The following is a 12643-nucleotide window of genomic DNA, read 5'->3' as shown; positions in this document are numbered from 1 at the left end:
CTGTCTATGAGTCCGGGGGTCTCGTCCGCCGGACTGTCGCTACTTCATGGGCGTACCCATCGCGTACTCATCGCGTACTCATCGAGTGCTCATCGCAATCTCGACCTACTTCCACATCGCGAGGTACCTGACTGGTGGCACGACGTACGGCTGCCCGTGCGCCGTGCTTGTTGCGGTGGTTCTCCGCCGCGTGAGCGGCGCGCTGTCACGGGGAGCTGTCGCTCACCCGCTCCTCGATGAACCCGCGGAGCCGCCCGGTGTCGAGCGCGCCCTGGAGCCGGAAGGCCCGGGGGAACGCCCGTCGGCGGACCGCGAGGTCGAGACAGGCCGGTTCGGGGTGCAGATGCGCTCCCCGGCCCGGCAGTGCGCCACGTGGATCAGGGACGCAGACGCCCTCGACCGCCGTGACACGCAACAGCTGGTGCTTGGCCGCGCGCTTGCGGCAGCCCACGCAGGTGCGTTCCGGGCGTGCTCGGACGTGCGTCCGGCCAGACGAAGGCAAGTCTACCCCTCCGGAGGGACATGGCGCCGCCCCGCCGATTCCGGGGGGAACGGCGGGGGGCTCCGACAGCAACGACTACTCGGCCGGGGACTCCGGCTCGACGCCCTCGGTGTCCGGGCGGATGTCGATCCGCCAGCCGGTCAGACGGGCGGCCAGACGGGCGTTCTGCCCCTCCTTGCCGATCGCCAGCGACAGCTGGTAGTCCGGCACGATCACCCGTGCGGAGCGCTGCGCCAGGTCGACGATCTCCACACTCGTCACCCGCGCGGGGGACAGAGCCGCGGCGACCATCTCGCGCGGGTCCTCCGACCAGTCGACGATGTCGATCTTCTCGCCGTGCAGCTCGCCCATCACCGCGCGCACCCGGGCACCCATCGGGCCGATGCAGGCGCCCTTGGCGTTCAGCCCCTGGCGGCGCGACCAGACCGCGATCTTCGTCCGGTGGCCGGCCTCACGGGCGATCGCGGCGATCTCGACGCTGCCGTCCGCGATCTCCGGGACCTCCAGCGCGAACAGCTTGCGGACCAGGTTGGGGTGGGTGCGCGACAGCGTCACCGACGCCCCGCGGACACCCCGGCGCACGGCCACCACGTAGCACTTCAGCCGGGTGCCGTGCCGGTAGTCCTCGCCCGGGACCTGCTCCTGCGGCGGCAGGATGGCCTCCAGCTTGCCGATGTCGACCAGCACGTTCTTCGGGTCGTTGCCCTGCTGGACGACACCGGTGACGATGTCGCCCTCCTTGCCCGCGTACTCGCCGAAGGTCTGGTCGTCGGCGGCGTCGCGCAGCCGCTGCATCATGACCTGCATGCCGATGCTGGAGGCGATCCGGCCGAAGCCGCTCGGGGTGTCGTCGAACTCCTTCGGCTCGACGCCCTCGTCCAGCTCCGACGCGTCCTCGGTGGCCCAGACCGTCACGTGGCCGGACTGGCGGTCCAGCGCGACCCGGGCGCGGCGGCGCGAGCCCTCGGTGCGGTGGTACGCGGTGAGGAGGGCCGACTCGATCGACTCGACCACGAGGCCGAAGGGGATGTTCTTCTCGCTGACCAGCGTGCGCAGGGCACTCATGTCGATGTCCACGGCTACGCCTCCTCGTCTTTCGTCACGTTCTTCATGGTGCGGTCGGTGCGCAGGTCGTCACTCCGCACCGTCGTCCCCCTCTTCGAGCAGCTCGTCGAGCTCCTCGTCGTCCTTGCGGTTGAACTCCACCTGGACCCGGGCACGGTCGACCTCGGTGTACTCCAGTCGGCGCTCCTTGGCCCGGCCCCGGCCCTTGACCGGCTGCACCTCGACCAGCGCGCCGTCCTCGTCCGCCGTCAGCACCCGGGCGACGATCTCCCCGCCGTCGACCAGGTGGATCTTCGCGAGACGGCCCTCGGCCCGGATCCAGTGCCGGGGCAGGTCCAGCGGACGCTCCGCACCCGGCGAACCGACCTCCAGCACGTACGCGCCGGAACCCATCACGTCGGACGCGTCCAGGGCCTCGCCGACCACCCGGCTGAACTCGGCGACGGTGTCCAGGTCCACGCCGTCCTCGGCGTCCACGTCGATCTGCACCTGGCGGCGGCTGCCCGCCTGGGTGACCTTGATGTCCTCCAGGTCCAGGCCCGACTGCGCGGCCAGCGGCTCCAGCAACGCACGCAGCCGGTCGATGTGGGTGGTGCTCATCCGGGTGGACTCCTCGGCCGCGTCTGCTGTTGTCGGAAGGTCGCACCGCACCCACCGGCGCCGTTCCGGCGCGCGGCCGGGTCGCGGCAGCTCGGCCCAAAGCCTAGCCGGTGAACCGCCCAACCACCGATTCCGCCCCCGCCGCCGCCACCCCCTCCCGGCCGGGTGCGAGCAAGCTCACACGGGCCGCCCGCACCCGCCGGGAGGGCAATCCACGCCCACACAGGTGAGGATTCTGTAATCATTCACGCCAGCGAGGGCAGGCCGTCCTCCCGTACCCGCCCCGGAGTGACAGCCATGCAGCCGCCCAGCCGACGGACCTTCCTGGCCCTCGGGCTGCTCCTCACCGGCGGAGCGCTGACCGCCTGCACCGACTCGCCCCACCGGGACCCGGGCAGCCCGGCCGGCGACCACAACCGGCCCGACCCGGACGAGCCGGTCCGCCGCCGCGCCCTCGACGCCACCGACGCCCTGCTGGCCGCCTACGACGCCCTGCTCCCGCAGGCGCCCCAGCTCCAGCCGCTGCGCGAGGACGTCGCCCGCCACCGTGCGGCCCTGGACACCGCCACCCCCGCGCCGACCCCCTCCCCCGGCACCGGCACTTCCGGCGCCGGCACCCCCGGCACCCCCGGCGCCACCGCGTCCACCGCCACCACCACCGCCGCCGTCGTACCCACCACCGCCGCGCTGGCCTCCCTCGAACGCCAGACCGCCCAGGCCCGGCTGGCCGACCTGGGTGCCGCCTCGCCGCCGCTGGCCCGCCTGCTGGCCTCGGTCTCCGCGGCCGGCGTCCTGCACGCGGTGGCCCTCGGCGACGCCGCCCCGGCCGCTGCCGCCGCCCCGGCGCCGTCCTCCTCCGCCTCCCCGTCCGCGTCCGCGTCCGCGTCCGCGTCCGCCAGTACGTCCGCCAGTACGTCCACCACGGCGTCCGCCGCCGGCCCGGCCGCCCCCTTCCAGGACGCCCTCGGCGCCGAGCACGCCGCCGTCTACGGCTACGGCGTGGTCGGTGCCCGCCTCACCGACGACGGGCAGCGCACCGCGGCCCGTACCTCGCTGGCCGCCCACCAGGCCCGCCGCGACGCCTGGCAGCGCCTCCTCGCCGGCGCCGGCGCCACCCCCGACCCGGCGGCCGCCGGCTACCAGCTGCCCTTCCCGGTCGGCGACGCGGCCTCCGCCGGCCGCCTCGCCGCCCATCTGGAGACCCGGCTGACCACCGTCTACGCCGACCTGGTCGCCGCCGTCCCCACCCCCCAGCGGCCGCTGGCAGCCGACGCCCTGCGCGAGTCCGCCCTCCGCGCCCGCCAGTGGGGCGCCGCCCCCACCGCCTTCCCCGGCCTCGCCGACACCCCCGCCGCGACGGGTACCCCCACCCCGTAGCCGGAGGCCCCGCCCCTGCTCCGTCCCAGCGCCCCCGGCCCTCCCATCACCGACAATGGAGACGTACCACCACGGGGGAACCGCTACCGAAAGGCCGGCATGTCGGCAGCAGCACCAGGGCAGATCACCGTCCCCGACCGGCTCGCGCGGAACGTCGCCGCCGTCCGCCCCGAGGAGGCGGACCGCTGGCTGGCCGCCCTCCCCGCCCTCGTCACCGCCGAGCTCGCCCGGCTGCGCCTGACCCTGGACCGCGTCCTGGACCCCGGCGGCTCGCTCGCCCTGGTGGCCTACGTCCACCGCGACGACGACCTCGCTCCGGCCGTGCTCAAGGTCTCCCTCCGCACCCCCGGCACCGCCCACGAGGCCGAGGCCCTCACTGCCTGGGCCGGCCGCGGCGCCGTCCTGCTGCTGGACACGGCCGTTCCCGACCCCGGTACGACCGTCCTCCTGCTGGAGCGACTGCACGGCGAGATCCCGCTGCGCTCCCTCGCCGAGCCCAAGGCCATGCTGGAGGCCACCAGCCTGCTGCACCGGCTCTGGACCCCCGTCCCCCCCGGGCACGGCCTCCCCGGCCTGCCCGCCCCGGCACCCGCCGCCACCGCCGCGGACCTCCCGGCCGAGGCCGGTCCGCTCCTCGCCGAGGCCGAAGAGGCCGCCGCCACCCTCGCCGCCTCCGCCACCGAGGAGTTCCTGCTGCACGGCGACTTCCACCACGGCAATGTGCTCGCCGCCGACCGCGCGCCCTGGCTCGCGATCGACCCCCGGCCGCTGGTCGGCGAACGCGCCTACGACCTGGCCCGCCTCACCCTGGACCGCGCCGACACCCTGGTCGGCTCCCCCGGCCTGCCGGCCGCCGTCCGCCGCCGGCTGCACCAGCTCGCCGAGGCCCTGGAGGTGGACCGGGACCGCCTCCGCGGCTGGACCCTGGTCCGCGCCGTCGACCTGGCCGGCGCCGCCCTCGCCGAGGGCCGCCGCCCGGACGCCGAGCTCTACCTGGAGTTCGCCGGCGCGCTCTGAACCACGTCCGCGCCGCCCGCCCCGCGCAACGGCAGCGGAGCCCCCATCACCGCGTAGCGCCGCTCGGTGTTCGGGAAGTGCACGGCCCTCGCGAGGTCCCGGTAGCCCAGCGCCCGGTAGAGCCGCCGGGCCGGCGTCTCGGCGTCGATCGCGGAGAGGATGCTGCGGTCCGCCCCCGACCGCGCGGTCAGCGTCCGGATCAGCGCCGAGCCGACGCCGCGCCCCTGGAACTCCGGCAGCACGTGCAGTTCGGTGACGGCGAAGACGCCGTCCAGCCAGGCCCCGTGCCCCCGGGCGACCAGATAGGGCTCGATCACCGTGCTCCACCAGTGGTCGCGCCGGTTCGGCATCCCGTACCCGAAACCGACCAGCCGGCCGCCGCTGACCGCCCCGAGCGCGATCACCCCGGGCTGCTGGGCGTGCCGTCCGACGATGTGGAGCCGGACCATGACCTCCTCGGGCGTGAGCCCGAACGCCACCGCCTGGACGTCGAGCGCCTGCGGAGCCCATGCCGCGAGGTCGATGGCCTCGATCCGCACCCCGGCCGGCCCAGTCACCCCGGTCACCCCGCCATCACCCCAGTCACCCGTTCCATGCCCCGGACGTTACCCCCCGCCCACCCGCCACGCGGCCCGCACCGGCAACCCGGCGACCGGCGACCGGTCGACCGTCAGAACAGCACGCTCATGAACGCCCCGACCTCCCGGAACCCCACCCGCCGGTAGGAGGCCCGCGCCCGCAGGTTGTAGTCGTTGACGTACAGCGACACCACCGGCGCGACCTCCCGCAGCGCGACCTCCAGCACCGCGGCCATCCCGGTCTCGGACAGCCCCTGCCCCCGGTGCCCGGGCGCGACCCAGACCCCCTGGATCTGGCAGGCGCCCTCGGTGACCGCCCCGATCTCGGCCTTGAACACCACCTCGCCGTCCTCGCCGAAACGGGCGAACGAGCGTCCGGTGGTGACGAGTTCGGCGACCCGGGCCTGGTAGAGCAGCCCGCCGTCACCGGCCAGCGGCGAGACGCCGACCTCCTCGGTGAACATGGCCACGCAGGCCGGCATCAGGATGTCGACCTCGTCCTGCCGCACCCGCCGCACCAGCGGGTCCGGGGCGATCTCGGCGGACGGCACCGCGGTGGCGAGCAGCGGCTGGTGCGCCCTGACCTCGCGGGCGGGCCCCCAGCTGCGCTCCAGCAGCGCCCACAGGGCCGAGGTCGGCCCGGCCGGGCCGACGATGGAGGAGCAGCGGCGCCCCTGTCTGCGGGCGCGTTCGGCGAAGGCCTGGACGGCCTGCGGGCCGGCGTCCACCAGGACGAGGTTGGCCCCGGCGTAGCAGAGCGCGTCGAGTTCGCCGTGCTCGTCGTACCAGCCCCACATCTCGCCGCCGAGCCGCCAGGGGTCGAGGCCGACGGCCTCCACCCGGGTGGCCACGAAGGCGTTGGCGACGGGGTCGCGGTGGAGGACGGCGAGGGCGTCGGCGAGGTCCGGCGGTTCCAGCACGCGGGTGGTCGCCAGGGCGCGGGCGGCCTGGAACGAGCTGGGGAGCATCACACCTCGATCGAGCATCGAGACAGCACCTTACTGAGACGACGGTGGCCGCACCCTACTCCCTGCCCCCACCCGGGCACGGCCGCGGGGCCGTCCGCGCACGGACGGCCCCGCTTCCGGAAGAACAGCGCGGACCTACCCGGCACCGGGGTGGGTCACTCGCCGGCGGTGACGGTCGGCGCGCCGGACTCGACGCCCTCCGACTCCATCTGCTCGGCGATCTTGAACGCCTCCTCGATCAGGGTCTCCACGATCTTGGACTCGGGGACGGTCTTGATGACCTCGCCCTTGACGAAGATCTGACCCTTGCCGTTGCCGGAGGCGACGCCGAGGTCGGCCTCGCGGGCCTCGCCCGGGCCGTTGACGACGCAGCCCATGACCGCGACGCGCAGCGGCACGTTCATGCCCTCCAGGCCGGCCGTGACCTCCTCGGCGAGCTTGTAGACGTCCACCTGGGCGCGGCCGCAGGACGGGCAGGAGACGATCTCCAGACCGCGCTGGCGCAGGCCGAGCGACTCCAGGATCTGGTTGCCGACCTTGATCTCCTCGGCCGGCGGGGCGCTCAGCGAGACCCGGATGGTGTCGCCGATGCCCTCGGCCAGCAGCGCGCCGAAGGCGACCGCGGACTTGATGGTGCCCTGGAAGGCGGGGCCGGCCTCGGTGACGCCGAGGTGCAGCGGGTAGTCGCAGGCGGCGGCGAGCTGGCGGTAGGCGTTGATCATCACGACCGGGTCGTTGTGCTTGACCGAGATCTTGATGTCGCGGAAGTCGTGCTCCTCGAACAGCGAGCACTCCCAGAGCGCGGACTCGACCAGCGCCTCGGGGGTCGCCCGGCCGTACTTCTCCAGCAGGCGCTTGTCGAGCGAACCGGCGTTGACGCCGATCCGGATCGGCACCCCGGCGCCCTTGGCGGCCTTGGCGATCTCGCCGACCTTGTCGTCGAAGGCCTTGATGTTGCCCGGGTTCACCCGGACCGCGGCGCAGCCGGCGTCGATCGCGGCGAAGACGTACTTCGGCTGGAAGTGGATGTCGGCGATCACCGGGATCTGCGACTTCTTCGCGATGATCGGCAGCGCGTCCGCGTCGTCCTGGGACGGGACGGCGACCCGCACGATCTGGCAGCCGGAGGCGGTGAGCTCCGCGATCTGCTGCAGGGTGGCGTTGATGTCCGAGGTCAGCGTGGTGGTCATGGACTGCACCGAGACGGGTGCGTCGCCGCCGACCGGCACGTTGCCGACCATGATCTGACGGGAGACCCGGCGCTTGGCGAGCGGCTTGAGCGGCAGAGACGGAATACCGAGCGAGATCGCGGTCATGTGCGCAGGGTTCCCCGGGGTCGATGTGTGGTCGGCCCGGCCGCTGGGACGACCGAACCCGGGCGCGCCGACGATCGCACGCCCGGGCTCCAACGGTACGCCACGGGAACGGGCGCCCGCGCACCCACCGGCCCCGCCGCTCTAACTGATCTTGACCGGGTTCACCAGGTCGGCGACCAGCACCAGCAGGGTGAAGCCGATGAACACGCTGGCCACCACGTACGCGAGCGGCATCAGCCGGGCCACGTCGAACGGACCGGGGTCGGGACGGCGGAACAGCCGTGCGAACCGGCGGCGGACCGACTCCCAGACCGCGCCCGCGATGTGGCCGCCGTCCAGCGGCAGCAGCGGCAGCATGTTGAAGAGGAACAGCGAGAGGTTGATCCCGGCGAGCAGGTTGACGAAGTAGGCGACCCGCTGGCTGCCCGGGATGTCCAGCGAGAACACCTCGCCGCTCACCCGCGCCGCGCCGACCATACCGATCGGGGAGTCCACCTCGCGCGGGGCGCCGTCGACCACCGAGTGCCACAGCCCGGGGATCTTGCCGGGCAGCGCGGCCAGCGACTCCACGCCGTTCTCCGCCATGTCGTACATCCGGTCGACGGACTGCCCGAGGCCGAGCCGGACCACGCCCGTGGTCGGGGTGAAGCCGAGGAAGCCGGCCCGCACCGTCTCGCCCTTGACCGGCAGGCCCTGGTCGTCGTACTTCTGCACGTCGTTGCTGGCGATGGTCGGTTCGAGGGTCAGCCGCTGACCGTCGCGCTCGACCACCAGCTCGACCTGCTTGCCGGCCGACTTCCGGATGTCGGCCTGGAGCTGCTCGTAGGTGCCGATCCGGTCGCCGTCGAAGGACACCACCCGGTCGCCCGGCCGCAGCCCGGCCTGGAAGGCGGGCGCCGCCGGGGCGTCCGCCGGGCAGGTGTCGGTCGCCTGGCCGGCCTTGACCACGCACTCCGAGACGGTGCCGATGGTCGGCACCGCCATCGAGACGCCGAAGCCCATCATCACGGTCAGGAACAGCCCGAACGAGAGCAGCAGGTTCATGAACGGCCCGGCGAACATGACGATCACGCGCTTCCACGGCTTGCGCGTGTAGAACAGCCGGGACTCGTCGCCCTCCGTCACCTCCTCGTAGGAGGCCTCCCGGGCGTCCTCGATCATGGACCGCCAGGGCGAGGTGGAGCGCTGGGTGATCCGCCCGTCCGCACCGGGCGGGAACATCCCGATCATCCGGATGTACCCGCCCAGCGGCACCGCCTTGAGGCCGTACTCGGTGTCGCCCTTCTTCCGCGACCAGATCGTCGGCCCGAAGCCGACCATGTACTGCGGCACCCGAATGCCGAACAGCTTGGCCGTGGAGAGGTGGCCGAGCTCGTGCCAGGCGATCGAGAAGAGCAGTCCCAGTACGAAGACCAGGATGCCGACCACCGTCATCACCGTTGCCACCGCTGCGCCTCCGTCATTCCGCTCCGATCGTCCTGTCGTCGTACCGGTCCTCCGGGCGGGGCCGTCCGGACCGCCCCGCCGCGGTGGAGCCGCCCGTCCGGGCGGACCGTCAGCCCGCCGCCAGCTCGCGGGCCCGGGCGCGCGCCCAGTCCTCCGCGTGCAGGACGTCCTCCACCGTCAGAGAAGTTCCCGCGGCCGGGGCGCCGTGCTCGGCCACGACCTTCGCCACAGTGTCCACGATCCCGGTGAAGGCGAGGCGGCCCTGCAGGAAGGCCTCCACGCACTCCTCGTTCGCGGCGTTGAACACGGCCGGGCAGGTACCGCCCAGGGTGCCGACCTCGCGGGCCAGCTGGACCGCCGGGAAGGCCTCGTCGTCCAGCGGGAAGAACTCCCAGGTCGCGGCCTTGGTCCAGTCGCAGCCCGGGGCCGCGTCCGGGACCCGGTCCGGCCAGCCCAGGCCGAGCGCGATCGGCATCCGCATGTCCGGCGGACTCGCCTGCGCCAGCGTGGAACCGTCCGTGAACTCCACCATCGAGTGCACGACCGACTGCGGATGGACCACGACCTCGATCCGGTCGAACGGCACGTCGTAGAGCAGGTGCGCCTCGATCACCTCCAGGCCCTTGTTCACCAGGGTGGCCGAGTTGATCGTGACGACCGGGCCCATCGCCCAGGTCGGGTGCGCCAGCGCGTCGGCGGGGGTCACCCCGGCCAGCTCCGCGCGGCCCCGGCCGCGGAACGGGCCACCGCTCGCGGTCACCACCAGCTTGCGGACCTCGGCCCGGGTGCCGCCGGCCAGCGCCTGGAACAGCGCCGCGTGCTCGGAGTCCACCGGGACGATCTGGCCCGGCCGCGCCACCGCCTTCACCAGCGGGCCGCCGACGATCAGCGACTCCTTGTTGGCCAGCACCAGCACCCGGCCGGCCCGCAGCGCCGCCAGCGTCGGGCCCAGACCGATCGAGCCCGTGATGCCGTTCAGCACCGAGTGGCACTCCGTCGCCGCCAGCTCGGTCGCCGCGTCCGGCCCCGCCAGCACGGTCGGCAGCGGCCCGCCGGCGGCCTTCGCCGCCAGCGCCTCGCGCAGCGCCGGCTCCGCCGCCGGATCGGCCACCGCCACCGTGCGCACGCCCAGCCGGACCGCCTGCTCGGCGAGCAGTTCGACCCGGCCGCCGGCCGCCGACAGGGCCACCACCCGGAACCGGTCGGGGTTGCGGAGCACCACGTCGATGGCCTGGGTGCCGATCGATCCGGTGGAACCGAGGATCACCAACTCCCGGGGGCCGGAGGGGTCGGTCACCTCGGGGGTGAACCGCAGCTGCGGGTGGGCGAGCGAAGTCATGCGCCCATTGTGGCCTGCCCGACACCCTCCCCCGCACCACGGGTTGCCCCGACCCGCCCCACCGGATCCCCGGACCCGCCGCCCCGGTTCCCCAGGACGGCGCCCCCGCCCCGGGCTACCGTCGGAGCCATGCGCATCGTCATCGCCGGGGGCCACGGACAGATCGCCCTCCGACTGGAACGGCTGCTCGCCGACCGGGGCGACCGGCCCGCCGGAATCGTCCGCCGCCCCGAACACTCCGAGGACCTCGCCGCCGCCGGCGCCGAACCGCTGCTGCTCGACCTGGAGGCCGCCACCGCTCCGGAACTCGCCCGGCTGCTCGACGGCGCCGACGCCGTGGTGTTCGCGGCCGGCGCCGGACCGGGCAGCGGCGCCGCCCGCAAGCTCACCGTCGACCGGGACGCCGCCGTCCTGCTCGCCGACGCCGCCGAACTCGCCGGCGTCCGCCGCTACGTCATCGTCTCCTCGATGGGCGCCGACGCCCGGGCCGAGTACCCCGCCGACGAGGGCTTCCAGACCTATCTGCGGGCCAAGGGCGCCGCCGACGACGCCGTCCGGGCCCGCCCCGGCCTGGACTGGACGGTGCTGCGCCCCGGCCGCCTCACCGACGGACCCGGCACCGGACTGGTCCGGCTCGCCCCCGGCCTCCCCCGCGGCGCCGTCGACCGGCAGGACGTCGCCGCCGTGCTCGCCGCCCTGCTGCACGAACCCGGCACCGCGGGGAAGACCCTGGACCTGCTCTCCGGCGACGCCACCGTCGCCGAGGCCGTCGCGGCCGCCGCCGGCCGGGACTGAGCGCTCCCCCGGCACCCCGGGTACGCCAGAGGGCCCGACCGTACCGCGGTCGGGCCCTTCGTCAGCAGCTGTCTCAGAGGTCCAGGCCGCTGAGGACCATGACCTTCTCGACGGTGTAGTCGTCCATCGCGTACTTGACGCCCTCACGGCCGACGCCGGAGTCCTTGACGCCGCCGTACGGCATCTGGTCGGCGCGGTAGGACGGCGCGTCGCCGATGATCACACCGCCGACCTCCAGCTCCCGGTGGGCGCGGAAGGCGGTCTGCAGGTCGTGCGTGAACACGCCCGCCTGCAGGCCGAACGGCGAGTCGTTGACGGCGGCGAAGGCCTCGTCCACCCCGTCCACCCGGTGCAGCGACAGCACCGGGCCGAACACCTCGCAGGTCGCCAGGATCGCGTCCGCCGGCAGCTCGGCCAGCACGGTCGGGGCGTAGGTCGCGCCCTCGCGGGTGCCGCCGGCGAGCAGCTTCGCGCCCTTGGCCACCGCGTCGTCCACCCAGGACCCGACCCGCTTCGCCGCGTTCTCGTCGACCAGCGGGCCGACGTCCGTGGCGTCGTCGTTCGGGTCACCGGTGACCTGCTCGGCCACCTTGGCGACGACCTTCTCCACCAGCGCGTCGTAGACCGAGGCGTCGGCGATCACGCGCTGCACCGAGATGCAGGACTGGCCGCCCTGGTAGTTGGCGAACATCGCGATCCGGGTGGCCGCCCAGTCCAGGTCCGCCTCGGAGGACCAGTCGGCGAGCACCACGGCCGCGGCGTTGCCGCCCAGCTCCAGGGTGGTGTGCTTGCGCGGCACCGAGTCCATGATCTGGTAGCCGACCTTGTCCGAACCGGTGAAGGAGATCACCGGCAGCCGCGGGTCCTGCACCAGGGCCGGCATCCGGTCGTTCGGGACCGGCAGGACGCTCCAGGAACCGGCCGGCAGGTCGGTCTCGGCCAGGATCTCGCCCAGCACCATGGCCGACAGCGGGGTCGCCGGGGCCGGCTTGAGGATGATCGGCGCGCCGACCGCGATCGCCGGGGCGACCTTGTGGGCGACCAGGTTCAGCGGGAAGTTGAACGGGGCGATGCCCAGCACCACGCCGCGCGGGAAACGGCGCACCAGCGCGAAACGGCCCACGCCGCCCGGGTCGGTGTCCAGCCGCATGGTCTCGCCGTTGGTCCGGCGGGCCTCCTCGGCGGCCCAGCGGAACACCGAGACGGCACGGCCGACCTCGCCGCGGGCCCACTTGATCGGCTTGCCGTTCTCCGCGGTGATCAGCCGGGCGATCTCCTCGGTGCGCTCGGCCAGCCGCCGGGCCACGTGGTCCAGGGCGGCGGACCGCACGTGCGCCGGGGTCGCGGCGAACACCGGCAGCGCGGCGACGGCGGCCTCCAGGGCCTCCTCGACCTGCGCCTCGGTGGGCACGCTCACCTTGCCGACCAGGCGGCCGTCCCAGCTGTTGTGCACCTCGAAGTCGGCATCGCCGCTCGCCCGGCGGCCGGCCAGCCAGAAATCGTACGTGGTGGTCACCGTGGTACCGGCCTCTCCTCGTCGTCCTCAGGACCCCACGGACGTGGAGCCGCAATCGAGGGTAGGGCGGCCGACGCACCGACCGGATTGGACACGGAGTAGCGTTCACCCGCGCGGCCACTCC

General features: G+C 73.9%; 12 protein-coding genes. 3 read left to right on the top strand and 9 right to left on the bottom strand.

From position 1 onward, the window contains the following. Nucleotides 1–205 precede the first annotated feature (205 nt). The 3 genes from ACW14Y_RS27200 to rimP form a co-directional block, all read right to left on the bottom strand. Entirely contained in the window at nt 206–451 is a 246-nt protein-coding gene (locus ACW14Y_RS27200) for a YlxR family protein (RefSeq protein ID WP_266313086.1), read from the bottom strand. A 126-nt stretch (nt 452–577) separates the two neighbouring features. Further along, complete coding sequence (gene nusA, locus ACW14Y_RS27195; RefSeq protein WP_380305060.1) at nt 578–1579, bottom strand: transcription termination factor NusA; 1002 nt, start codon at nt 1577–1579, stop codon at nt 578–580. A 57-nt stretch (nt 1580–1636) separates the two neighbouring features. Beyond that, complete coding sequence (rimP, locus tag ACW14Y_RS27190) at nt 1637–2167, bottom strand: ribosome maturation factor RimP (protein ID WP_456983675.1); 531 nt, start codon at nt 2165–2167, stop codon at nt 1637–1639. 297 nt (nt 2168–2464) lie between these two features. Between rimP and ACW14Y_RS27185 the strand changes: the two genes are divergently transcribed. Together ACW14Y_RS27185 and ACW14Y_RS27180 are read left to right on the top strand one after the other, a co-directional pair. Next, entirely contained in the window at nt 2465–3544 is a 1080-nt protein-coding gene (locus tag ACW14Y_RS27185) for a DUF4439 domain-containing protein (protein WP_456988263.1), read from the top strand. Between the two features lie 99 nt (nt 3545–3643). Further along, entirely contained in the window at nt 3644–4561 is a 918-nt protein-coding gene (locus ACW14Y_RS27180) for an aminoglycoside phosphotransferase family protein (RefSeq protein WP_456983674.1), read from the top strand. Here ACW14Y_RS27180 and ACW14Y_RS27175 read toward each other — a convergent pair. The 5 genes from ACW14Y_RS27175 to dxr all read right to left on the bottom strand — a co-directional run bounded on the left by ACW14Y_RS27175 (nt 4534) and on the right by dxr (nt 10208). After that, a complete protein-coding gene (locus tag ACW14Y_RS27175; protein ID WP_380387993.1) occupies nt 4534–5127 on the bottom strand; it encodes a GNAT family N-acetyltransferase in 594 nt (197 codons plus the stop codon). The two genes, ACW14Y_RS27180 and ACW14Y_RS27175, sit on opposite strands and share 28 nt — an antisense overlap. Nucleotides 5128–5231: 104 nt before the next feature. Further along, on the bottom strand, nt 5232–6107 hold the full coding sequence (locus ACW14Y_RS27170; RefSeq protein WP_340637061.1) for a GNAT family N-acetyltransferase: 876 nt from the start codon (nt 6105–6107) through the stop codon (nt 5232–5234). Between the two features lie 155 nt (nt 6108–6262). Then, nucleotides 6263–7423 carry a flavodoxin-dependent (E)-4-hydroxy-3-methylbut-2-enyl-diphosphate synthase gene (gene ispG, locus ACW14Y_RS27165; RefSeq protein WP_030397739.1) on the bottom strand — a complete coding sequence of 387 codons (1161 nt, stop codon included), beginning with the start codon at nt 7421–7423 and terminating at the stop codon, nt 6263–6265. Nucleotides 7424–7564: 141 nt separating this feature from the next. Continuing rightward, on the bottom strand, nt 7565–8869 hold the full coding sequence (locus tag ACW14Y_RS27160; RefSeq protein ID WP_380305052.1) for a M50 family metallopeptidase: 1305 nt from the start codon (nt 8867–8869) through the stop codon (nt 7565–7567). 109 nt (nt 8870–8978) lie between these two features. Continuing rightward, entirely contained in the window at nt 8979–10208 is a 1230-nt protein-coding gene (dxr, locus tag ACW14Y_RS27155; RefSeq protein WP_380305050.1) for a 1-deoxy-D-xylulose-5-phosphate reductoisomerase, read from the bottom strand. 129 nt (nt 10209–10337) lie between these two features. Here dxr and ACW14Y_RS27150 point away from each other — a divergent pair, with 129 nt between their 5' ends. Next, nucleotides 10338–11003: an NAD(P)H-binding protein gene (locus tag ACW14Y_RS27150; RefSeq protein ID WP_456983673.1), complete on the top strand. Its 666-nt coding sequence runs from the start codon at nt 10338–10340 to the stop codon at nt 11001–11003. Between the two features lie 73 nt (nt 11004–11076). On the opposite strand, the gene ACW14Y_RS27145 is transcribed toward ACW14Y_RS27150, so the two are convergent. After that, nucleotides 11077–12519, bottom strand: a complete 1443-nt coding sequence (locus ACW14Y_RS27145) for an aldehyde dehydrogenase family protein (RefSeq protein ID WP_380305046.1) — start codon at nt 12517–12519, stop codon at nt 11077–11079. Nucleotides 12520–12643 lie beyond the last annotated feature (124 nt).

This window comes from Kitasatospora sp. cg17-2 (assembly GCF_054031055.1).
The sequence above is the reverse complement of the archived record's forward strand: the minus strand, read 5'-3'. Positions and strand labels throughout refer to the sequence as shown.

Bases quoted from the DNA above. Each gene is read 5' to 3' on its own strand.
- rimP (WP_456983675.1), bottom strand. From the start codon at position 2,167: ATGAGCACCACCCACATCGACCGGCTGCGTGCGTTGCTGGAGCCGCTG.
- ACW14Y_RS27185 (WP_456988263.1), top strand. From the start codon at position 2,465: ATGCAGCCGCCCAGCCGACGGACCTTCCTGGCCCTCGGGCTGCTCCTC.
- ACW14Y_RS27180 (WP_456983674.1), top strand. From the start codon at position 3,644: ATGTCGGCAGCAGCACCAGGGCAGATCACCGTCCCCGACCGGCTCGCG.
- ACW14Y_RS27170 (WP_340637061.1), bottom strand. From the start codon at position 6,107: ATGCTCCCCAGCTCGTTCCAGGCCGCCCGCGCCCTGGCGACCACCCGC.
- ispG (WP_030397739.1), bottom strand. From the start codon at position 7,423: ATGACCGCGATCTCGCTCGGTATTCCGTCTCTGCCGCTCAAGCCGCTC.
- dxr (WP_380305050.1), bottom strand. From the start codon at position 10,208: ATGACTTCGCTCGCCCACCCGCAGCTGCGGTTCACCCCCGAGGTGACC.
- ACW14Y_RS27150 (WP_456983673.1), top strand. From the start codon at position 10,338: ATGCGCATCGTCATCGCCGGGGGCCACGGACAGATCGCCCTCCGACTG.